Origin of the sequence: Streptococcus cristatus (assembly GCF_003943465.1) — a bacterium.
Lineage (GTDB): Bacteria > Bacillota > Bacilli > Lactobacillales > Streptococcaceae > Streptococcus > Streptococcus cristatus_C.
The window spans coordinates 199,067-220,414 of the sequence record NZ_RJPR01000003.1 but is presented as its reverse complement, the minus strand read 5'-3'; the positions used below and the strand labels follow the sequence as shown (position 1 = coordinate 220,414).

Below are 21,348 nucleotides of genomic sequence, written 5' to 3'. Positions count from 1 at the left end.
TATAAAGTCAGAGAGCTTGTCTACCGATAACGTTGTCGTATTTTTATACTCATGCTCAAGGCGATATTTTGGGGTACTCGTCGGTAGAGTGGATTAGTTTGTCCCGCGAAAGTGATATTCAAGAAATTATCAACCACAAAGCCCTCACTTAGATTATACTTCTAAATGAGGGCTGTTGTCTTTATTTTCATGTTTCTGTGGGTGACGGCTATGTCGTCATGGCTGTCTGTCCCACTCTCTTTTTTTGATGGCTAATAGGTTGCCAATATTGCAAGCTGTACGAACCAGATTTTCCCTCGCCTGAGCTAAGGTTACGTCCAAATCCGCCACTTGGGAGATAATGGGAAAAGCTGCATGGATATTCTCCCTAGGAAATGGAGGCAAATCATCAGCCAAACTGCCACAAATTGCAAGAACAGGAATCTCTTTTGGTGTACGCCTTGCGATTCCAACTGGGGCCTTTCCTGCCAAAGACTGCTTATCCATGCTCCCCTCACCAACAACAACCAAGTCCGCTTCTTTAACTATGCGGTCAAAATCCAGCAAATCCAGACAGGTATCAATTCCTGACACAACTTTCCCCTTGGCAAATGTTACTAGTCCCGCTGCCATGCCCCCTCCTGCGCCAGCACCAGCTTGGGTGAAAATCTGCGGATTGGCCAGTTCATAGAACTGCCTCATTTCCTGATCGACAGATGAAAGAAGCCAATCAGACAGGCCTTTCTGCCGTCCAAAGACCTGAGTCGCTCCCTCCTCCCCACATAAAGGATTGGACACATCTGTCAAAATTTCAATGTCAATATCATTCAGGCAAGTTGGAACACGGTCCGCAGAAATTCGGGCAACCCTCCCTAGAGAAGAGCCGACAGGCCGCAGTCGATGATTGTTTTCATCAAAAAATTCATAGCCCAGACCGGCTGCCATACCGATGCCTCCATCATTCGTTGCCGAGCCTCCAACACCGACTAAAATCTTTTTGACTCCATGTTCGACCAAATGAAGGATCAGCTCCCCCAGACCTCTGGTTTCTAAACTTAAGGGATTACGTTTTTCCTTAGGAATTAAAGCCAGTCCCACTAAATCTGCCATTTCAAAAAGCGCTAGCTGCTCTTGTCTTGCATATTTCATTTCGACTGGCTGGCCGAAAGGTCCGGTCACCCAATGGCGAAACTCTTTTAGCTTCATAGCCGAAATCAAGGCAGCCACAGTCCCCTCGCCGCCATCTCCAATAGGCAGCAAGTCAAAAGTCGCCTCTGGCAAGGCTTGGGAAAAACCTTCTTTCAAGGCTTCTGCTACTTGAACAGCAGACAAACTTTCCTTAAAAGAATCTGGTGCTAACAAGATATGCATAATGCCTCCTATTTTTCCTTCCCATCCAAAATATCCATTACTTGGTAGAGGTCATAAACATTGATTTGATAGGGCGCTTGCTCTCTTACAATTGGCTTGGCATTAAAAGCAATTCCAATGCCTGCCGTTTGAATCATAGGCAAATCATTGGCGCCATCCCCCATTGCAATGGTTTGATTTAATTCCAAATTGTTTTCTTGAGCCCATTCTTTCAGCATCTGAACTTTAGTATCTTTGCTAACAATGTCTCCCAACACATGACCTGTAAGCAAGCCATTCTTGATTTCTAAGCGATTGGCCTTTACATAGTCAATTCCTAGCTCTTCAGCCAGTCTATCCACCGTTTCATGAAAACCACCTGAAACCAAGCCAACCTTGTAGCCCCGCGCATGCAGCTCATCTACTAATTTTTTAGCGCCAGGTGTGAAATGAATCTTATCAGCTATTTGAGAAAAGATAGTTTCCGGAAGTCCCGCCAAAAGTGAAACCCTCTCCCGTAAGGCAGCCTCGAAATCCAATTCTCCGCGCATGGCTCGCTCAGTGATAGCAGCGACTTGCTCCCCAACTCCTGCTTCCTCGCCCAATAAATCAATGCCCTCTTCCATAATAAGAGTGCTATCTACATCCATAACCAACAAACCTTTGACCTGACTCATCTACTCACCTCATGTTTTCTGTGATTTGTTGTATTATACAGGATTTTTAAGTGCAAAACAAGCTAGATTGCAAAGAAAAAAGTTCCCGAAGGAACTTTCTTAGAAGCGAATATTTTCGCGTGTTTTTTCATATGAATTGATAAAACGAGCTGAAACTCCAGGCTCAACAACATCCAAGGCTTTTGAAATAATTTCCAAAGATTTTGCATAGTCAAATTCAACTTCAAAGGCATGAAGGGATTCATTGAAGGCTGCCTGCACATTATCATCGAAGGAACGATAACGGTTAGAGTATTGTAGCAACTGCTCTGTTAAGGTAGAATTTCGAACGATTCGATATGTCTCTTCTTCCAATTCATTCATTGTATTTGCCAGAATCTCTAACCAGCGGTTAACAGATTCGATATTCACACGAGTTGCCTCCAACTCTCTAGCTAGCTCCTCAATATAGTCGCTTGCTCCAAAGAAAATTGTTAAGAAGGACTCTGGAATACCCGGTAAGTTACGTTTTTCCATAAATCGCTTAATCGTATGCAATTTATTGGCGTAAATCGTAACTTTTTGACGGGCATTGACATCATCTTTTTCAATTTTTTCTAGTTGCTCACCAAGTTCAATCTGTTCATCTTCGATTTCTTTCAATCGGTCTTGAATAGCTTCCAACTCTTCTCTAACCAATGAGAAAGGTTTCTTCATTTCAGCTGTATCTTCAAGTGAAGAGTGAACGACTGCTTCTTGAGCAGATAATTCAGATTTCAAATCCTTGATATGATTTATTTCAGGTTCTGGTAGCAAGAAGGAATGTGATAAACGTTCCATTTCGCTTTGAAGCTGTTGGTTATTCTCTTTAGTGTGTTCTAAATAGTCAGGAAGGTAGTTCACCAACTTCTCAACGACTTTATGAGCTTCAATTTCTCGAGTAAAGATAGCATACAGGGCATCGATTTCCTCTTGAATTTGTTCATTCTCATACAAGGCATTATCCAACTCCAAAGCCGCAAGATTTTCTTCATTTCGTTTCAAACTAGCACGAAGTTGTTGGAAACGCGCCTCTAAGTCAGTCTCAATAAAATGATAATTGGTTTCCAATAATTTACGGTAGCCAGACTCCAAATCTTCTAATTGATCTGGTAATTTCTCAGTCAAGTCTTCTACAATTGCTGGAACTTTTTCGACGATCTGTGTCAGTGCTAAAATGCGATCTTCTGTTTTGTCTAAGATTTCTGCCGCTTCCACAGGATCCCCTGAAGAATTGAGAGTAACAAATTGAGAGAAATCAGACTCAATATTTTCCATTTGCTTCTGAATTTCTGCAAGAGCTCGTCCATAAGCGTCAGGATTGCTAGCCACAGTATGCTGCAAATTTTCAAATAGATCTAGGGCGTGTAAGACCCGTCCGCTATTTTTAGATTCTTGTTTTTTAAGATCTTCTAAAGCTTGACGAATCGCATGAATATCCTCACTGATTAAATCAATTTGGCTTTCAATGTTTTCGATCGCATGCTTAGCCTTGAGGAAACGGAAAGAATTATTGTAGCCCTCTGCCTCAAAGAGATTGTTCTCAATATCAGCAAATGAATTTAAAGAGAGGTCTACCCATTTTTGATTCCATTCACGGAAAGTCACTTGACTTTGCCCGATCAAATGTAAATTTTTAACTTCTTCCACTTCATCATTCACGGGAAGATTGTAAAGTTCCTCTTTTTTCTCCTCCAAACTTCGAAGCTTCGCTTCATTTCGTTTTCTCATATAGATAGCAGTAAAATAGCCTAAAATTAATAGTGCTGCTACTACAATAATGAGAATAATCAGTCCATTAGACATATAAAACTCCTTCATTCTTTTACTAAAAAGCAAACATATTGATTATATCACAAATTCATTTGTAATGGTTGTTTTTTCTAACTTTTTAGACATCAAGTGTGCTATATACTGCATTTTTTTCGATAAAGTCACGACGAGGTTCTACACGATCTCCCATCAGCATATCAAAAATCTTATCAGCTTCTGCTGCGTCATCGACAGAAACTCGCGCCATTAGACGGTGTTCTGGATTCATGGTCGTTTCCCACAACTGATGGTCATCCATTTCTCCCAAACCTTTGTAGCGCTGAATCGTCGGTTTAGAGCGACCTTCGCTATAGCGCTCGAGAGCAGCTTGCAGTTCTTCTTCTTGATTTGCACCTGGCTGGATGTATTCTTTTACCTCGCTGCCGACCTTGACACCATAGATTGGTGGTTGGGCGATGTAGACATAGCCTGCTTCCAGAACCGGCTTCATGTAACGGTAAATCAAAGTCAGGAGCAAAGTCCGAATGTGAGCTCCGTCCACGTCCGCATCAGTCATGATGACTAATTTATGATAGCGAGCCTTGCTAACATCAAAGTCAGCTCCAAAACCAGTTCCCATAGCAGTAAAGAGGCTGCGGATTTCTTCATTAGCCAGAATCTTATCCATGCTGGCTTTTTCAACGTTGAGAATTTTACCGCGAATCGGCAAAATAGCCTGAAATTCACGGTTACGCCCAGACTTAGCTGAACCACCCGCTGAGTCCCCCTCCACGATGAAGAGTTCTGTTTCCTGTGGGTTGTTGGACGAGCAATCAGCCAATTTCCCTGGCAGATTAGAGATTTCCAAACCAGACTTCTTGCGGGTTACTTCCCGAGCTCGCTTAGCAGCAATTCTGGCCTTAGAAGCCAAAATTCCCTTTTCAACGATTTTTCGAGCCACCGCAGGATTTTCCAAAAGGAAATCAGAGAAGGCTTCACTAAAGAGGCGATTAGTAATCTTGACCACTTCGCTATTGCCCAGCTTGGTCTTGGTCTGACCTTCAAACTGTGGGTTGGGATGCTTAACAGAGATAACTGCTGTCAGTCCCTCACGCACATCTTCCCCAGTCAGATTGTCCTCATTTTCTTTGAGAAGCTTATTTTTCTTGGCATAGTCATTGATAACCCGAGTTAGGGCTGTTCGGAAACCTTGCTCATGCGTTCCACCCTCGTGGGTATGGATATTATTGGCAAAGCTCATGACTGTTTCATGGTAGCCAGTCGTGTACTGCATGGCCACTTCAACCGTAATGTCGTCCATTTCGCCGTCAGTGTAAATCGGCGTATCAAAGATTACATCCTTATTTTCATTGATGTATTGAACATAGCTGGCAATCCCACCTTCATAGTGGTAATCCTTGACCTGCTCCAGTCCATCTCGCTTATCAGTGATGGAAATTCTGAGACCACGATTGAGGAAGGCTAATTCCTGCACCCGTTTATTAAGCTTCTCAAAGTCAAATTCTACTGTTTCAGTGAAAATCTCTGGATCTGGTGTAAAGTGAACGGTCGTACCTGTACGATCGGTCTCACCAATGACTTCTAGATCCGCGACTACATGACCACGACGGTATTCTTGGTAATGAATCTGTCCGTTTTTATAAACGCGGACATCCAGCTGAGTGGACAGGGCATTTACAACGGAAGAGCCTACACCATGCAGACCTCCTGAAACCTTGTATCCGCCACCGCCGAATTTTCCTCCTGCGTGAAGGACAGTAAAGACGGTTTCTACAGCCGGACGGCCTGTCTTCTCCTGAATGTCAACCGGAATGCCTCGACCATCGTCAACAACTGTAATCGAATTATCTTTTTCAATAAAAACTTGAATGTGAGTGGCAAAGCCAGCCAAGGCTTCATCAATCGAATTGTCAACAATTTCCCATACTAAGTGGTGCAAACCTTCCTTGGAGGTCGAACCGATATACATACCAGGGCGCATCCGAACGGCTTCTAAGCCCTCCAAGACCTGAATCTGACTGGCGTCATATTCTTGCGCTTGTATGTCTTGTTGCTTTTCTTCTGTCATGTTATTCCTTTTCTAGTTCAATATCTACAAATTCTTCAAGATTTTTCATATTATCAAAGAGATAGCAGCTAAATCCTGCCGCCTGACCAGCTTCGATATCAATCGGCCGATCTCCTATAACCAGACCAGACTCAATCTGGTACTTGTCTTTTAAATACAGCATAGACTCAGGATCTGGCTTACGTTTAAAACCATTAGCAGCCGTCACTACTTCTGTAAAATAACCACTGATCTGCGTCTTCTGCAAAATCTCTAACACCTGATCATCTCGGTGAGAAATCAAAAAATTTCTACCACCCTGCTGGATAATTTGTGCTAATAATTCTGAAGCTCCCTCAAACAAGATCGGATGTTCTAATTCCTTGGCCTCATTCGCCTTATAAGCCTTTAAAAATTCCTTATTTCTAGGGGCAAACTGGCGGACTGCATAATCTGTTGAGACCTTGAGAGCCTTATAAACTTCATCATGACTCGCAGTCAGACCAAAGTCCTGCAAGGTATGGACAAAAGCTGCGGTTGAAGTCTCATAATTATCCAAGAGAGTTCCACCCAAATCCCAGATGTAATCTTGATAATTCATACCCTTTATTATATCATATTTTTTGAAAAAAAGGGCTTTTATTTATGATGAAATAGCATATTTTCATAGATTTTTCATCCAACTTAGACAGAAAAAATTCACCCGAAAATCGAGTGAATCTTTTAGTTCTCAAAAACATCTTTAAAAAGCATAGAACTTGCCAATTGATCCGCATCTCCGCCTAGCTGGTGAACCAACTCATAGGCAAAAGGAAGGGCTGTAGATGGACCACGGCTGGTGATTAGCTTTCCATCTACGACAACGGTCTGCTTCTGATAGCTACCGTTCTCAATGTTGGCTTCCACTCCATCATAGCAAGTAAAGTTCTTGCCATTCAGCAGACCTGCGCGATCAAGAGCAATCGGAGCGGCACAAATCGCTGCGACAAATTTACCTTCTGCTTGAAATTCCTGTAGAACTTCCATCAGGCGGTCATCATCTCGCAGATTTGTTGATCCTGGCATACCGCCTGGAAGAACGACCATATCATAAGCAGATAGATTCCCATTCCAGACTTGATCGGCTTTGACAGTGATCTGATGAGAACCTGTCACAGCCTCCTCAAAACCAATCATATCACAGATAAAGCCTGCACGACGCAAGACATCGACAACAGTGAGGGCTTCAATTTCTTCAAAGCCATTGGCTAACATGAGAGCTATTTTTTTCATGTACAACACCTTTCTAGGATACAAGGTACCCACTTCTTATTTTATTTTTCTAAGTACAATTTTTTTACGAACAGGCGGAGTCAGCGCATGCTTCTCCTCTTCTAGGCTATTTTGATAAGAGACAGACAGTAGGAGGCCGATTCCGATGAGATTGCTGACGATGGAAGAGCCCCCTTGAGAAATGAAGGGGAGTGGAATCCCTGTCAAAGGCAAAATCCCTGTCACAGCACCAATATTTTCAAAAATATGAAAGAGCAGCATCATAATGAGACCGGTCGAGATATAGGTGTAGAACTGATTGTTGGACTTAATAGTAATCTGAAGCATACGATGAATCAAGAACAGATAAATCACAATCACCAAACTCGAACCAAGAAAACCAAAATCCTCTGCAATCACGGTGAAAATCATATCACTTTCACGGACAGGTACTAGCAGATTTGAGACATTAAATCCTTGACCTAACAAACCTCCACTTCCAATAGCAATCTGTCCCTGTGCCTGCTGATAGGTTACTGTCTGAGCATATTCAAAAGGATGGAGCCAGGCTGAGATTCGATTGATCTGGTAAGTCGGCATCCCTAAACCATGGAGAAAAGCGCGGCCACCATTTGAAATAAAGATCAACATAAAGACAGTAAAAAGAAGGGATACTGTCAAGAAAACCGGTAGAATAATCTTCCACGAAACACCAGATAAAAGGACAATACCGCAGTAAATCGCGGCAAATACTAGAGCTGTCCCCAAATCACTCTGCAAAGCCAAAAGCAACAAAACCGGCAAGGTATATAATGCTAATTTTACAATCAAAAAGAGATCTAAAGCAATGGTTCGCTCATATTTTTTATTTTGCTGCAGAAACTTCACTACAACTCGCGACAGCATCAAAATATATGAAATTTTCATAAATTCAGATGGCTGAAAGAGAGTAACCCCACGAATAGATACCCAGTTTTTCGCCCCTGTAGAAGCCACTAAGCTCTCACTATAAAATACAAGCGGAAGAACCATAAGTCCTAAGCCTAAAATATACAGAAAAGGCGTCATCTTCCAAAGAAACTTAGTGTTAAAAAACATAACGATAAAGCTAATCAGAAAGCCTAATAAGATCCAAACCACTTGCTGACCAACAATCTGCAAGACATTATTTGGATAATCATGGCTAACCGCTATATAAATAGCCGTAACTCCGATTGATAGTAAGAGCAAGACAGGTAAAAGCAAGCTGTAATCAATCCTAGATTCAAATGTTCTTTGCTGTGAAGGCATAATTTTCCTTTCTTACAAAAAATATTGGATAATCAAGCTAGAAACTGCGACGCAGAACCAAGCAAAAGCTCCGGTTAATAATGGTCCCGCTCCAGCTTCCTTGAACTGTTTGAATGAAACCTTGGCTCCAATTCCGGCCAAGGCCATAGCCATCAGCCATTGGGACAACAGCTTTGTGTAAGGAACTAGATTTGATGGAAAAATTCCCAAGCTGCTCACAACAGAAGCCATAACAAACCATAAAATAAACCAAGGAAAAATCTTCTTGAGGTCTACTTTTTGAGCTGACCGCTTATCTCGGACATATCGATAGCCGGCAAAGATGAGGCAAGCGGGTACAATCATCAGCGCTCGGCTCAGTTTGACAATGGTTGCCAAATCTCCCGCCGCCTGACTATAAGTATAACCTGCCGCAACGACTGACGAAGTATCATTGATGGCCGTCCCTGCCCAAGTTCCAAAATAGGCATCAGACATTTGCATGAGATGCCCCAGAAAAGGAAAGATGAAAACAGCTAATATATTGAAAAAGAAGATGGTTGAAATAGATAGAGCGATGTCCTCTTCTTCGGCTTCTAAAATAGGCGAAGCTGCTGCAATAGCTGAACCACCACAGATTGCCGTTCCAAACCCAATCAAAATAGTTAAAACACGTCTCATCTTGAAGAATTTCCCAGCTGCATAGGCCGCCAAGAAAGCAATCAAAATAGTTAAAAGACTAATCTTCAAAGAGGACAAACCCGTCACAGAAACCTTGCCGATTGACATGGAAAATCCTAAAAAGATAATAGAATATTGAAGCAGTTTCTTTCCTGAATAAGTCAAGCCCGGCTGAAAGACATCTGGAACTTTCCATAAATTACTGAGCAAAATTCCTAATACAATGGCAAACACACTGGATCCAATCAGCGGAAACCAATTTCCTAAACAAATGGAAACAGCCGCTATCGCAAACGATAGAGCAATTCCTGGTAGATTCTTTTTCACGTCATAACCTTCTTCCTATTCTTTTCATTATAGCAGATTTTTGACATCAGTAGCCCAGAAAATTTGCAATCATTTAGAAAAACAGCCAGATAAATTGACTGTTTTCAAGCAGTTTTAGTCGAAAAATTCTTTTAATTCCTTTACAATATCCCGCTGAGAAAGCATTTCTAAAGATGCCAGCTGATTTAGATTTTGCTGGATTTGCCGACCGTAGCGCTTGGCTGAAATACGCTTGTCCAGAAGAATGACCGCCGACTTTTGATGTTCATTGCGACGGGTTCGCCCCATAGCCTGCTTCAATCGTAAAATAGCTGACGGCAACTGATAATCGTAAAAAGGATTTTTGCCTTCTGCCTTCAGATGATGATTGATTTTTTGCACAAAGAAATCTTTGGGATTATCAAAAGGAATCCGCGTGATGAGCTGAATGATTTGCTCTTGCTGAGCAAAATCCGCTCCTTCCCAGAAACTGCCTGCTCCTAGCAAGATGGGTGCCTCTCCCTTGTCAAAACGTCGCTTGATATTGGCTGGCTCGCCGTTCTTATACTGGGCCAAATGCGGCAAGGTCAGCTGGTCTGAAGTGGCCAGCAATAAATCCTTGGAGGTAAAGAGAACCACCATCGGCAGATTCAGTGGAGCTAAACTCTCCAAGCTTGCGACAATCCTCTCAGCGTATTCCTGCGTTGATAACTCCACCACATCTGGAAAATCTAGATCTAAGAAAAGTTTCTGCAGGGGCTTCTTTTGCTGAGGAAGTTTATAAAAGTGATAATCTTCAAAGCCCAATAACTGAGGCAAATTTACCTTGGAACTAATCTCTAAAGTAGAGGAGACTAAGATAACCTTAACTGTCTCAGGCAGGAAATCCTTAAATCTCATGAGTTCTGAGCGCCCAGCATGAAGCTTAATTAGCCGATGATCGGTCAATTGTTCTTCCGTTAGCCAGTAATATTGGTACTTGGTTGAAAATAATTCCCTGAGCTCTGGCAGCAAGCTTTCATCCAGCTCAGACACATCTTGACGCAGCTTGGCTATCTTCTGGGAATCCAATTCACTGGTCTTACCCCGCTGCTTTTCAGCAGCATCCGCCAATTCAAATTGGATGCTTTGCAGGAGACGTTCTTGTAAAATCTGTTTTTCTGTCTGCAGAGCCTGACTGATAGTTTGCAATTGCTTGGTCAAATTGATACTGGCCTGCGAAAAACTTTCCAAGGCAAAAAACATTTTTTGAGCCTCGTCCACCACCAGCATCCGATTGTCCAGCAAAGACTGGTCATCTTCTAGGCGCGTCAAAAGATAAGCATGATTGGTAATCACGACACGACTGCTAGCTGCCTTGACCTGCCCCAGTCGCCAAAAATCCTCTTCATAAAAGAGCGAATACTTACTTAATTTCCCATCATGGCGTATCTGGCTAAAGTAAGACTCGAAACGATAAGCCTGACCGATTTCATTTAAATCACCCGTCTCCGTCTCTGTCAGCCAAACCAAAAGCTGCATTTTGCAACGATTAACAAGTCGATTATCATCCAAGACCAATAGACTTTGATAAAAATGATCAAGTTTCAGATAATTTTCTGGACTTTTGAGATTATGAAAAGAAATATGAAAGACTTTCTCTAAGAGTCGGCCTTCCTTTTGCATTAGCTGATCCTGTAAAATCTTCGTCGGAACGGTTACCAAGACCCTTTCCTGACCATGAGCCAAAATAGGCAATAAATAGCCAAAGGTCTTGCCAAGCCCTGTCTGGGCCTCCAAAAAGCTAGCCGCAGTCTGACTAAGCGCCTCAGTCACATATTGCGCAAATCTCAACTGCTCAGGGCGCTCGTCCAGCCCCAGCAGATAAAGGTTGGTCAGAAAGTCCTGTGAAAGTTTCTTCTCAGGCGGCAAGATTTTCGGCCTTTTCAAAAAGATGCCATGCGTCTCCTGCAAATCCTGACCAGAATCATCTGGCATCGACTGAAAAATCTCTTCGATCGCTAGCCGCGACTCATAGATGAGATTATCGGAAAATTCCAGCACCTTCTCCAGCAAAGTTTTTGGCAATCCAGCCATCTTTTTCTGGATTTTTAGAAATAACTGAGCTGTCGCCTGAGCATCTGCTAAAGCGGTATGAGCATTTTCCAGAGGAATCTCCAGAAGTTCGCACAGGTTCCCCAAGGCATATTTATCAAAAGTCGGATAGAAAACCTGAGCCAATTCCACCGTATCCACTCTCGGAGTCAGCAAGTCAAAGCCTTCCCAAAAGAGAGCTTCTGCCAATAGATTGGCATCAAACTTGACATTATGAGCGACAAAAATCGCATCCTCAATCAGCTCATAAACTTCACGGGCAACCTGTGAGAAGTCCGGAGCTTGGCGTAAGCGCTGATCATCCAATCCTGTCAGCTGTTTAATATGCTCATCCAAGTCCTCATGCGGATTCACATCTGTTTCATACGTTTGGCAAATCACCCCGTTTTCAATGATGACAATGCCGATTTGAATAATTTTTGCATTGCTGTTCGCACTTGTAGCCTCCAAGTCGATGACAGCATATTTATAGTTCGATTGTGTCATACTGCTATGATTATATCACAAATGCCAGCCTGAGACATCTGAAAATAAGCTGAGCCTCAAAATAAATTTTGTGCAAAATTTCTGCTTTTTTGTTACACTCTTTATTGAGAAAACATACACAGAGGAAGCCCAATGAAAGTTCACAAAATTGTCAATCTCATCGCTTTTGAAAATACTTATCTCCTTGAAAATGACCGTCATGTCATCATAGTTGACCCCGGCAGCGACTGGCGAAAAATCCAACGCAAGCTAGAAGAAATCACTAAGCCCATCACTGCTATTTTGCTGACTCATACGCATTACGACCATATTATGAGTCTGGATAAGGTCCGAGATAACTTTGCCAATCCGCCCGTCTATGTAGCGGAGAGCGAAGCAAGCTGGCTCTATACTCCTACTGATAATCTATCTGGTCTTGACCGCCATGCAGATTTGGAAGACGTCATTCTCAGACCTGCTGAACACTTTTTCAACTATCACCAAGACTACCAACTGGACGACTTTCATTTCTATGCTGTTCAGACACCTGGTCATTCTATTGGAGGAGTTTCCATTATTTTCCCAGAAGAGCAGGTCGTCCTGACTGGTGATGCCCTCTTCCGTGAAACCATCGGCAGAACAGATCTACCGACTGGTAATATGGACCAGCTCCTTGCTGGCATCCGCGAAGAGTTATTTGTCTTGCCCAAAGACTATCGTGTCTATCCCGGCCATGGAAATGACACAACGATTGGCCACGAAAAGAATTTCAATCCATTTTTCTAATAAACTAATAATGAGGCAGAAATCAAGACTGCCTCATTTTTTATCTAGTAAATGACTATTTCTACATCTGCAGATGAAATTAGAATAAAAAGTCAGGAAATAGGCTCTACAATCTGACTTCCATGTCATGTCGCTTTTTGCTTATTATGATATACTTAGTCCATAGAAAACAAAGGATGGTCTTCATGATGGATAAAAGAAAAATTTGGTTAATTCTGCTGGCTATTTCAGCTATGATAACTCTCCTTGGATTAGGTTTTTCTGCTTATAATTTTTATGTTTTTGACAAGCCTTTTCTAAACAGTACCACAAAAGGCCTCCTGTCTGCATTCTTTTTTACCCTCATTATCATCAGCCTTGGCCTATCGAAAACAAAGCGATAGCAGTAATTTGTATAAACAAAATTATGCTACTTTACACCTTGCACCTCTCTCCGATTTGTTAGTGCAATAAAAAACAAACACCAAATGATGTTTGTTTTCAATCCGGACAGCCTTTGTAGGCTGTTTTTTTATTAAAACTTCAAGAAGCGTCTCATAGAGATGATAGATCCCAATGATCCGATAAGAATTCCCAACACAAAGAGTGCTGCTATCATAATCGGACTAAAGAGTTTCGGATCAATCATAGAAAGTCCTTGACCTACCAAGCTCTTATTCATAGTCTGGTAGGCTATACCATATGCCAAATACACTACAATTGACGGAACTGTTGCTCCTAACAAGCCTATCCATGCTCCTTCAAACAGGAATGGTCCGCGGATATAGCTATTCTTGGCACCAACCAAGCGCATAATTTGAATCTCACGACTTCGGGAAATAATGGTAATCCGAATAGTATTGGAAATGAGAAGGATAGCAATGAAAATCAGAAGCGCTGTCCCAATCAATCCCCACGTTTGGATGAAATTAGAAAACGCAAAGAGATTTTTGGTATTGGTACCCCCATTTTGAACCTCTGATACACCTTCAATTTTACGAGCATCTTTTGTAACAGATTCTACATACTTAGGTGCCTTGGTCTCAACAATATAAGCATCGTAAAGAGGATTATTTTCTTCATCAAAAACATCCCACTCACTACCCATGGTCTCTGTTAGCTTATTATACTGCTCTTTATTACTAGAAAAAGTAACCTTCTCTACATTTTTCATAGAAGTCAGAGCATCATAGACCTTGTGATAGTCTTTATTCTGAACTGTTTTGCCTTCTTTTACAATCGTTTCGCTATTATCGAAAACATCCTTACGCATGTATACCATAACGCGGACATTATTGGAAACATCATTTGCCAACTTGGCTGTATTTAAAATTACTGAAGCAAAAACAGCTACTAAGCTCAAGGTAATCATAACCGAGCTGACAGCCGCTACAGTCATCCAACCATTCCGCGTAAGACTCTTAAGCGACTCAATCAAATGACGAAAAAATCTTCTAATCATCGTATCCGTATACTCCTTCCGCTTCATCACGTACCACACGGCCATTTTCAATAGCAATAACGCGGTGACGTAGGGTATTTACAATCTGACTATTGTGAGTCGCCATCAGGACTGTAGTTCCTTGCAGGTTAATACGCTCCAGCAAATTCATGATTTCCCATGAATTATCTGGGTCCAAGTTACCAGTCGGCTCGTCAGCAATCAAGACCTGAGGATTGTTAACAATGGCACGCGCAATTGCAATCCGTTGCTGTTCCCCCCCTGACAACTCATTAGGGAAGGAACGGACCTTGTGCTTAAGGCCAACCAGATCCAAAACTTCCATGACGCGTTTCTTAATATTTCTACGATGCTCACCGATAACTTCCATAGCATAGGCAATATTCTCATAAACGGTCTTTTTAGGAAGTAGTTTATAGTCTTGGAAAACCACACCGACTCTACGGCGTAGCATTGGAATATCCCGTTTCTTGATTTTTCCCAAGTTAAAACCTGCTACAGCAAGGTTTCCTTTATCGATTTTAATTTCACGATAGAGGAGTCGAATAAAGGTTGATTTACCTGCTCCTGATGGTCCTACAATATAGGCAAATTCACCTGGTTCTATACGTATAGATACACCACGTAGAGCAGTTGTCCCGTTGTCATACTTTTTAACAACGTCTTTCATTTCAATCATTGACATGAATTAGTACAATTCCTTTCATCAGAGTTTTTATCTAGCGATTTCACTCTGTTTTTAGTTGAGTCTCCATTTTAAATAGGCATCAATAAAACCGTCTAAGTCTCCGTCCATGACCTTATCCACCTGAGCTACTTCATAGCTGGTTCGATGGTCTTTGACCATTGTATAAGGAGTAAAGACATAAGAACGAATCTGACTACCCCAAGAAATCTCTTTTTTATCCCCCTTGAGAGAGTCGACTTCTGCTGCTTTTTTCTCTTGCTCTAGCTGATAGAGCTTAGCCTGCAGCATTTTCATAGCTCGGTCACGGTTGCCATACTGGGTCCGGTCAACGGTAGACTGTACGACAATGCCTGTCGGAATATGGGTTAATCGCACACCAGTTGATACTTTATTGACGTTCTGTCCGCCGGCTCCGCCCGAACGGAAAGTGTCCATCTTAATGTCATCATCACGGACTTCTACTTCAATCGTATCATCCAACTCTGGCATAACCTCTACTGAGGTAAAGGAAGTATGACGACGTTTCGCCGAGTCAAATGGCGAAATCCGAACCAAGCGGTGAACACCCATTTCTGACTTAAGCAGACCATAAGCATGCGGCCCTTCAAAGGAAAGGGTCACTGACTTAATACCCGCCTCATCACCAGCCTGATAATCCAAGACTTCTACTTTGAAGCCCTTGGCATTGCCAAAGCGCGTGTACATCCGCAGTAGCATATCGCCCCAATCCTGAGCTTCCGTTCCACCAGAACCTGGGTGAATTTCAAGAATGGCGTTGTTATTATCATAAGGCTCCGACAGCAAGAGAGTCATCTCATAGCTGGTCATCATTTTCTCAAGCTCGGTCAACTTTTCTTCCAGCTCTTCTTGAACCGAGTCGTCCTCAGCTAGAAAATCAAGCAAGATTTCCGATTCATCAAAAAGCTCGGTCATCTGGTGGAAATTTTCATAGGTTTGCTTGAGTTCATTGAGCTCTTGAGATGTCTTTTGGGCTGCAATGTTGTCATCCCAAAAATCAGGTTCTGTCATCTTATTTTCTAAGATGGCAATTTCTTCTTCCAGACCTTCTAAGTCAAAGAGACCCCCTGAAAGAAGCTAATTTTTCACGATTTGCGTCAATCTTTTGACGAATTTCTGAAATGTCCATAAATACCTCTTTTCATATATCGTTTTATTATAACACATTTTCAGACATTTGCCTAATCCGATAATGAAGCACCTTCATTTTATACAATTTTTAGTAGATAGGCAAGAATGGGAGCAGCTTGTTACGGAATTGTTAAAAAAGTAATATAATGACATGGGATTGGAAGAAGTATCCCGGATTACAAGGTTTTAATAATCTATTTGGGATTCAAATAGAGGTGATACCCTCCATAAGACGCTTAAATATTTCCAAGTTTTGAAAAATGTGCTAGACTAAAATCATGACAAGAATTGGATTTATGAGCGACCTCCATCTAGACTCCAATCAGTTTGGATATTTTGAGCGGCAAATTCTTCACCAGCTTTTAAAAGAAGAACAAATTGATCACCTACACATTGCAGGAGATTTGTCCAACGACCTGACCAAGATCAGTTTGCCCTTTCTTGAAACTTTGAAGCAAGAGATTCCCATTTCTTTTAATCTGGGAAACCACGATATGCTGGGACTTTCTGAGCAAGAAATTTCAAACTATGATTTTCAGGTCCAGCAGTTCGGCCAGACCAAGCTCGTCAGCTTTTCTGGCTGGTACGACTACAGCTTTGTCCCAGAAAAAAATAAAGAAGAGCATCTGAGAACCAAGACCAACTTCTGGTTTGACCGCAGATTAGAGCGTCAACTCGACGACCCTAGCATTACAGCTCAGACGCTGCAAGAGTTAGAAAAACTGCTGGCAACTTTAGATGGTCCTATTATCGTTGCTCTGCATTTTGTCCCCCATCAAGACTTTCTATACGACCATCCCTATTTCCAGCGCTTCAACGCCTTCCTAGGAAGCCAAGCTTTTCATCGACTCTTTGTCAAATACAGGGTGAAAGAAGTCGTTTTCGGCCATCTTCATCACCGCTACCAAAGCCGTGTTATAGAAGGTGTCCGCTACCATATGCGTCCTCTGGGCTATATCCGTGAATGGAAACTGACTCGGAACTTTTTTAACGACTTTCCTCAGTATCAGATTCCCCAGATGTACCGCCTGCACAAGCGTTATAATGCTGTTAAAGATTTAGTCGAATTTCTAGACTATAAGAAAAAACACTTGGCAGATGAACTGCGAGATGCTTTAACGGTGATTGAAGTTCAGTAATGGAATGTTTGAATAGCAGTTCTCAGCTCATCTGAGAGCTGCTTTTTACTGTCCAACTTCACATAGACTTCTAATAAACAGGAGCGAAAATTGGAAAAAGCTATGAAGTCTTGGTTGCTTTCCAAGGGAAAATTCTGTGATTGAAGCCACAGTCTCAATTCATGTTGGGACAGTTTTTCCTTTAAAACAGCTTGATAGAGCACTTGGGCTAAGCGCCAATCCTCATCATTTCCGAAACGGACTGAAACTTTTTTAAAAACTTGATGAATGACCTCTAAAACCTCTGGCATCCTACTGGAAGGAAAGTCCGGATGACAAGCCACTTCTGTCAATAAGTCTGCCCCATGAGCGAAGGCATGAACCCAACCGTATTTCCTGGAGTAACCCCTTATGTCTCTTTCTACTGACAAATAGCTTAGCCCCTTATCTAGTAAATAGGTTCTTTCTTGCACTGATAAAGCCTGATAATACAAAGAGTTTGGATTACCATCACAGTTTAAGAGATTAGCATAAAGCAAAGCCGTGAAGGAACGTGTTAAGGTAGCTTGACCATTTTCGTCACTCTTGTAAAAAAGTCCTTGTCTTTTGACTGCTTCTTGAGCCAAGAAACGAAACTGTTCAACTGAAAACAAATCAGCCTGAAGTCCCCTTGCTAAGGACGAAAAGACTAAATCATCACGGATTGTCGCTTCTGGATGACCAATATGATCCAGTAACCATAAGATTTCTTCCTCATAATATAAAGGAGAAGCTTCTTCCAACTTCTTTCGTAAGTTTTGATACATACTTTCACCGTCCTTTCGAGTTGAACTCTTTGAAGTTGATTATAACCCCTTGTACGCAAAAAAGCCATCCGCAGATGACTTTTTGCTGTTAAATAGCATTCTTGTCCATACCCAATTTACGTTGGATAAACTTAACAATTTCAACAATGATAATCATTGAGAAACTGCCGATCAGGACAACAGCCCATTGAGTCACATCTAACTTAGTCACATGGAAAATCTTTTCCAACGGATCAATCACAATAGTTGAAACCAATAGAATGAAAGAAACCAGAATAGACCAGTTAAATGTCTTAGACTTGAATGGCCCAACTGTAAAGATAGATTGGTAAACAGATTTCACATTGTAAGCATGGAAGAGCTGGATGAGTCCCAGAGTCGCAAAGGCCATAGTAAGGGCATCCGCATGGATAGCCTTGACATCTCCGACATGGACGGGATTAGAGATAGCATAGCCATAAACTGCCAGCACCAGAGCACCTTGCAGCAATCCTTGATAGATGATGGAGCTCATGACACCACCTGAGAAGAAGCTAGACTTACGGCCACGTGGCTTGTGGGTCATAACACCTGGCTCAGCTGGCTCAACACCAAGAGCGATAGCTGGGAAGGTATCTGTTACCAAGTTGATCCAAAGCAGATGAACGGGCTGCAGTACATCCCAACCAAAGAGAGTTGCTAAGAAAATAGTCAGCACTTCAGCTGTATTAGCAGAAAGAAGGTATTGAATGGTCTTTTGAATGTTTGAGAAGACCTTCCGTCCTTCTTCAACAGCAACGATAATGGTCGCAAAGTTATCATCTGCGAGAATCATGTCAGAAGCTCCTTTAGAAACTTCTGTACCTGTAATTCCCATACCGATACCGATATCAGCTGTCTTCAAAGCTGGCGCGTCATTAACACCGTCACCTGTCATGGCAACGACCTTACCTTGGTTTTGCCATGCTTTCACGATACGAACCTTATGCTCAGGAGAAACCCGGGCGTAGACAGAGTATTGACCAACAACCTTTTCGAATTCCGCATCAGAAAGTTCGTTGAGCTCAGCACCAGTCAAAACATGGTCTTCCGTATCTCCAGTTTCAATGATTCCCAAGCGCTTAGCGATAGCTTCAGCTGTATCCTGATGGTCACCCGTAATCATGATTGGACGAATACCCGCTTCCTTAGCGACGCGAACAGCTTCTGCCGCTTCGGCACGTTCTGGGTCAATCATACCGATTAAACCAGTAAAGATTAAATCATTTTCTAGATTTTCAGATGTCAAGTCAGTCGGAACTGCATCAATAATCTTGTAGGCACCAGCCAGCACGCGCAGAGCTTGGTGAGCCATTTCAGAGTTATTAGACTTGATCAGCTGTGATGTAGCATCATCAATCGCTGCAATATCTCCAGCCTTATCGCGGGAAACACAGCGTTTCAAAAGTTGGTCAGGAGCACCCTTGACAGCCACGAGGAATTTCCCATCTGGCAATGGATGAACGGTAGACATGAGCTTACGATCTGAATCAAATGGCAGCTCAGCCACACGAGGATATTTCTCTAAAAATCCTTTGACATCATAGCCCTTGTCCAAAGCATACTGGATGAAGGCTGTTTCCGTTGGGTCACCAATTAGCTTGCCTTCCTGGTCAATCTTGGTATCATTGGCCAAAACAACTGAACGTAAGAGCGGCAGCTCCAAACCAAGTTCAATGTCTTGTCCAGCTTCATTCAAGACTCCGTCGTAAAAAACTTTTTCGACCGTCATCTTGTTCATGGTCAGGGTACCAGTCTTATCGGAAGCGATAATCTCAGTTGATCCCAAAGTTTCAACAGCTGGAAGCTTACGGACAATCGAATTCCGCTTAGCCAGAACCTGTGTTCCCAAAGCCAAGACGATAGTAACAATAGCTGGAAGGCCTTCTGGAATCGCCGCAACCGCAAGAGCAACTGAGGTCATCAGTTCACCAAGTGGATCTTTTCCTTGAATGAAGACACCGACTACAAAGGTCACCGCAGCAATCACTAAGATCGCATAGGTCAGAACCTTAGACAGGCTATTGAGGTTTTGCTTGAGTGGTGTGTCCGTTTCATCTGCATCTTGCAACATACCTGCGATGTGGCCTACTTCCGTATACATCCCTGTATTAACAACAACCCCAACTCCTCGACCGTAAGTGACATTGGAGTTTTGGAAGGCCATATTGACCCGGTCGCCAATACCAGCATTTGCCGCTACTGCAACAGTCAAATCTTTCTCAACTGGCACAGACTCCCCTGTCAAAGCGGCTTCTTCAATTTTCAAAGAATTAGCCTCCAAAAGTCGCATATCTGCTGGGACAACGTCACCAGCTTCCAGTCTGACAATATCACCAGGTACCAAGTCCTTAGAATCCACTTCTGTGACATGGCCATCACGCAGGACACGCGCAGCTGGGCTGGACATAGATTTGAGAGCTGCAATGGCTTCTTCAGCTTTGCCTTCTTGATAAACACCAAAGATAGCATTGATGATGACAACTGCTAGGATAATCACAGCATCCGCAATATCCTCACCACCTGACGTCACGACAGACAAGACCGCAGCCACCAACAAGATGATAATCATCAAATCCTTGAACTGCTCGATGAATTTCATCAAGAGAGTCTTTTTCTCTCCTTCTTCCAATTCATTGCGACCGTAGTCCGCCAAACGTTGCTGGGCTTGGCTGCTGGTCAACCCTTGTTCGGAAGCTTCCATTGCTTGCAAAACTTCCTCAGGACTTTGCGTATAAAAAGCTTGGCGCTTTTGTTCTTTTGACAAAATGTCTCCTCCTTTTGATGGGCCTCTTTCAAAATAAACAAAAAAGAGACCTGTTTATTAACAAGTCTCGCTATTTCATACAAGGCCGGAAATTTCTTTCGTATTGACGACCTTGTAACGGTAAAACCGTTAGCTACTCCCTTGAGTGTATTCATTATACCAAAATTTTTGTATTTTTCAAGGCAGAGCTATTATTTTTCAATTTTTTATTCTTGCCATTCTATTTTCATCTGATAGGAAGCAAAAAGTTGATCGTCGTCGGCTCTTTTCAAATCATAGTGAAGTTCCAAAGCCTGATTTTCTGCATCTAAGTGATAGTGCTGAGTATCCGTCACAAACTGTTGAGCACCCAGCGGAGTCGGGATAGATACTAAATGCTGACCATTCTTGATAAAATGAAGAATGGTTTTCGGATCAGAAAAGCGGGTCATGGTCAGCTTGTCTTCATTAAATTTTAGAAGAACCTTTTCCTGCTCCTCGCTCTGATAAACCAAATAGTGATTGCTTCCTTTTTTTGTCCATTCTACATCGTAGACCTGGTCAATCAACTCCATTTGTTCATCTAATTTGATTTGATTTCTCATTCTAATTTTCATGTTTTTCTCACATTCCTTGTTTCTTTCCTCTATTTTACCAAAAATTTCTTGAGAATTCTTCCTTTCTAC

18 protein-coding genes are annotated in these 21,348 nt (G+C 42.3%); 3 read left to right on the top strand and 15 right to left on the bottom strand.

Features of this window, described 5'->3' with window-relative positions:
• Nucleotides 1-216: 216 nt before the first annotated feature.
• The 9 genes from D8793_RS05495 to D8793_RS05455 form a co-directional block, all read right to left on the bottom strand.
• Nucleotides 217-1,350 (bottom strand): glycerate kinase, encoded by a 1,134-nt coding sequence (locus tag D8793_RS05495; RefSeq protein WP_125371086.1) that lies wholly within the window; start codon nucleotides 1,348-1,350, stop codon nucleotides 217-219.
• Between the two features lie 8 nt (nucleotides 1,351-1,358).
• Complete coding sequence (gene serB, locus D8793_RS05490) at nucleotides 1,359-2,006, bottom strand: phosphoserine phosphatase SerB (protein WP_125371085.1); 648 nt, start codon at nucleotides 2,004-2,006, stop codon at nucleotides 1,359-1,361.
• 99 nt (nucleotides 2,007-2,105) lie between these two features.
• Complete coding sequence (ezrA, locus tag D8793_RS05485) at nucleotides 2,106-3,830, bottom strand: septation ring formation regulator EzrA (RefSeq protein WP_061910405.1); 1,725 nt, start codon at nucleotides 3,828-3,830, stop codon at nucleotides 2,106-2,108.
• 85 nt (nucleotides 3,831-3,915) lie between these two features.
• Nucleotides 3,916-5,865: a DNA topoisomerase (ATP-hydrolyzing) subunit B gene (gyrB, locus tag D8793_RS05480; RefSeq protein WP_125371084.1), complete on the bottom strand. Its 1,950-nt coding sequence runs from the start codon at nucleotides 5,863-5,865 to the stop codon at nucleotides 3,916-3,918.
• Nucleotide 5,866: 1 nt separating this feature from the next.
• Nucleotides 5,867-6,445 carry an HAD-IA family hydrolase gene (locus D8793_RS05475; RefSeq protein WP_185761021.1) on the bottom strand — a complete coding sequence of 193 codons (579 nt, stop codon included), beginning with the start codon at nucleotides 6,443-6,445 and terminating at the stop codon, nucleotides 5,867-5,869.
• Nucleotides 6,446-6,567: 122 nt separating this feature from the next.
• Complete coding sequence (locus tag D8793_RS05470) at nucleotides 6,568-7,116, bottom strand: DJ-1 family glyoxalase III (RefSeq protein WP_125371082.1); 549 nt, start codon at nucleotides 7,114-7,116, stop codon at nucleotides 6,568-6,570.
• Nucleotides 7,117-7,152: 36 nt separating this feature from the next.
• Nucleotides 7,153-8,385, bottom strand: a complete 1,233-nt coding sequence (locus tag D8793_RS05465) for an FtsW/RodA/SpoVE family cell cycle protein (RefSeq protein WP_125371081.1) — start codon at nucleotides 8,383-8,385, stop codon at nucleotides 7,153-7,155.
• Between the two features lie 12 nt (nucleotides 8,386-8,397).
• Nucleotides 8,398-9,372: a YeiH family protein gene (locus tag D8793_RS05460; RefSeq protein ID WP_125371080.1), complete on the bottom strand. Its 975-nt coding sequence runs from the start codon at nucleotides 9,370-9,372 to the stop codon at nucleotides 8,398-8,400.
• A 114-nt stretch (nucleotides 9,373-9,486) separates the two neighbouring features.
• Nucleotides 9,487-11,931, bottom strand: coding sequence for a bifunctional DnaQ family exonuclease/ATP-dependent helicase (locus tag D8793_RS05455; RefSeq protein WP_125371079.1), 2,445 nt, complete (start codon nucleotides 11,929-11,931; stop codon nucleotides 9,487-9,489).
• A gap of 132 nt (nucleotides 11,932-12,063) precedes the next feature.
• Here D8793_RS05455 and D8793_RS05450 point away from each other — a divergent pair, with 132 nt between their 5' ends.
• Nucleotides 12,064-12,696, top strand: coding sequence for an MBL fold metallo-hydrolase (locus D8793_RS05450; protein ID WP_125371078.1), 633 nt, complete (start codon nucleotides 12,064-12,066; stop codon nucleotides 12,694-12,696).
• 185 nt (nucleotides 12,697-12,881) lie between these two features.
• Nucleotides 12,882-13,079, top strand: coding sequence for a hypothetical protein (locus tag D8793_RS05445; protein WP_125371077.1), 198 nt, complete (start codon nucleotides 12,882-12,884; stop codon nucleotides 13,077-13,079).
• Nucleotides 13,080-13,210: 131 nt separating this feature from the next.
• Here the strand turns inward: D8793_RS05445 and ftsX are convergent, their stop codons facing one another.
• The 3 genes from ftsX to prfB all read right to left on the bottom strand — a co-directional run bounded on the left by ftsX (nucleotide 13,211) and on the right by prfB (nucleotide 15,972).
• Nucleotides 13,211-14,137 (bottom strand): permease-like cell division protein FtsX, encoded by a 927-nt coding sequence (gene ftsX, locus D8793_RS05440; RefSeq protein ID WP_125371076.1) that lies wholly within the window; start codon nucleotides 14,135-14,137, stop codon nucleotides 13,211-13,213.
• On the bottom strand, nucleotides 14,130-14,822 hold the full coding sequence (gene ftsE / locus D8793_RS05435) for a cell division ATP-binding protein FtsE (protein WP_125371075.1): 693 nt from the start codon (nucleotides 14,820-14,822) through the stop codon (nucleotides 14,130-14,132). Before ftsE ends, ftsX begins: the two co-directional genes overlap by 8 nt.
• Before the next feature lie 54 nt (nucleotides 14,823-14,876).
• Nucleotides 14,877-15,972, bottom strand: a protein-coding gene (gene prfB, locus D8793_RS05430) for a peptide chain release factor 2 (RefSeq protein WP_111705360.1) whose coding sequence is annotated in 2 segments (ribosomal slippage) — nucleotides 14,877-15,899 and nucleotides 15,901-15,972 — 1,095 coding nt in all. Because the reading frame shifts where the segments join, the coding sequence is not laid out codon by codon here.
• 280 nt (nucleotides 15,973-16,252) lie between these two features.
• Here prfB and D8793_RS05425 point away from each other — a divergent pair.
• Entirely contained in the window at nucleotides 16,253-17,113 is an 861-nt protein-coding gene (locus D8793_RS05425; protein WP_125371074.1) for a metallophosphoesterase, read from the top strand.
• Here the strand turns inward: D8793_RS05425 and D8793_RS05420 are convergent.
• From D8793_RS05420 to D8793_RS05410, 3 genes are all read right to left on the bottom strand, one after another.
• Entirely contained in the window at nucleotides 17,107-17,898 is a 792-nt protein-coding gene (locus D8793_RS05420; protein WP_125371073.1) for a DUF2785 domain-containing protein, read from the bottom strand. The genes D8793_RS05425 and D8793_RS05420 overlap by 7 nt on opposite strands.
• An 88-nt stretch (nucleotides 17,899-17,986) precedes the next feature.
• A complete protein-coding gene (locus D8793_RS05415; protein ID WP_125371072.1) occupies nucleotides 17,987-20,683 on the bottom strand; it encodes a cation-translocating P-type ATPase in 2,697 nt (898 codons plus the stop codon).
• A gap of 206 nt (nucleotides 20,684-20,889) precedes the next feature.
• A complete protein-coding gene (locus D8793_RS05410; RefSeq protein ID WP_185761020.1) occupies nucleotides 20,890-21,279 on the bottom strand; it encodes a YwiB family protein in 390 nt (129 codons plus the stop codon).
• Between the last annotated feature and the right edge of the window lie 69 nt (nucleotides 21,280-21,348).

Coding starts and splice junctions, on each gene's coding strand:
- serB (WP_125371085.1), bottom strand. CDS start 2,006: ATGAGTCAGGTCAAAGGTTTGTTGGTTATGGATGTAGATAGCACTCTT.
- ftsE (WP_125371075.1), bottom strand. CDS start 14,822: ATGTCAATGATTGAAATGAAAGACGTTGTTAAAAAGTATGACAACGGG.
- D8793_RS05495 (WP_125371086.1), bottom strand. CDS start 1,350: ATGCATATCTTGTTAGCACCAGATTCTTTTAAGGAAAGTTTGTCTGCT.
- D8793_RS05450 (WP_125371078.1), top strand. CDS start 12,064: ATGAAAGTTCACAAAATTGTCAATCTCATCGCTTTTGAAAATACTTAT.
- gyrB (WP_125371084.1), bottom strand. CDS start 5,865: ATGACAGAAGAAAAGCAACAAGACATACAAGCGCAAGAATATGACGCC.
- D8793_RS05475 (WP_185761021.1), bottom strand. CDS start 6,445: ATGAATTATCAAGATTACATCTGGGATTTGGGTGGAACTCTCTTGGAT.
- D8793_RS05410 (WP_185761020.1), bottom strand. CDS start 21,279: ATGAAAATTAGAATGAGAAATCAAATCAAATTAGATGAACAAATGGAG.
- D8793_RS05470 (WP_125371082.1), bottom strand. CDS start 7,116: ATGAAAAAAATAGCTCTCATGTTAGCCAATGGCTTTGAAGAAATTGAA.
- D8793_RS05465 (WP_125371081.1), bottom strand. CDS start 8,385: ATGCCTTCACAGCAAAGAACATTTGAATCTAGGATTGATTACAGCTTG.
- ftsX (WP_125371076.1), bottom strand. CDS start 14,137: ATGATTAGAAGATTTTTTCGTCATTTGATTGAGTCGCTTAAGAGTCTT.
- D8793_RS05420 (WP_125371073.1), bottom strand. CDS start 17,898: ATGTATCAAAACTTACGAAAGAAGTTGGAAGAAGCTTCTCCTTTATAT.
- ezrA (WP_061910405.1), bottom strand. CDS start 3,830: ATGTCTAATGGACTGATTATTCTCATTATTGTAGTAGCAGCACTATTA.
- D8793_RS05455 (WP_125371079.1), bottom strand. CDS start 11,931: ATGACACAATCGAACTATAAATATGCTGTCATCGACTTGGAGGCTACA.
- D8793_RS05425 (WP_125371074.1), top strand. CDS start 16,253: ATGACAAGAATTGGATTTATGAGCGACCTCCATCTAGACTCCAATCAG.
- D8793_RS05445 (WP_125371077.1), top strand. CDS start 12,882: ATGATGGATAAAAGAAAAATTTGGTTAATTCTGCTGGCTATTTCAGCT.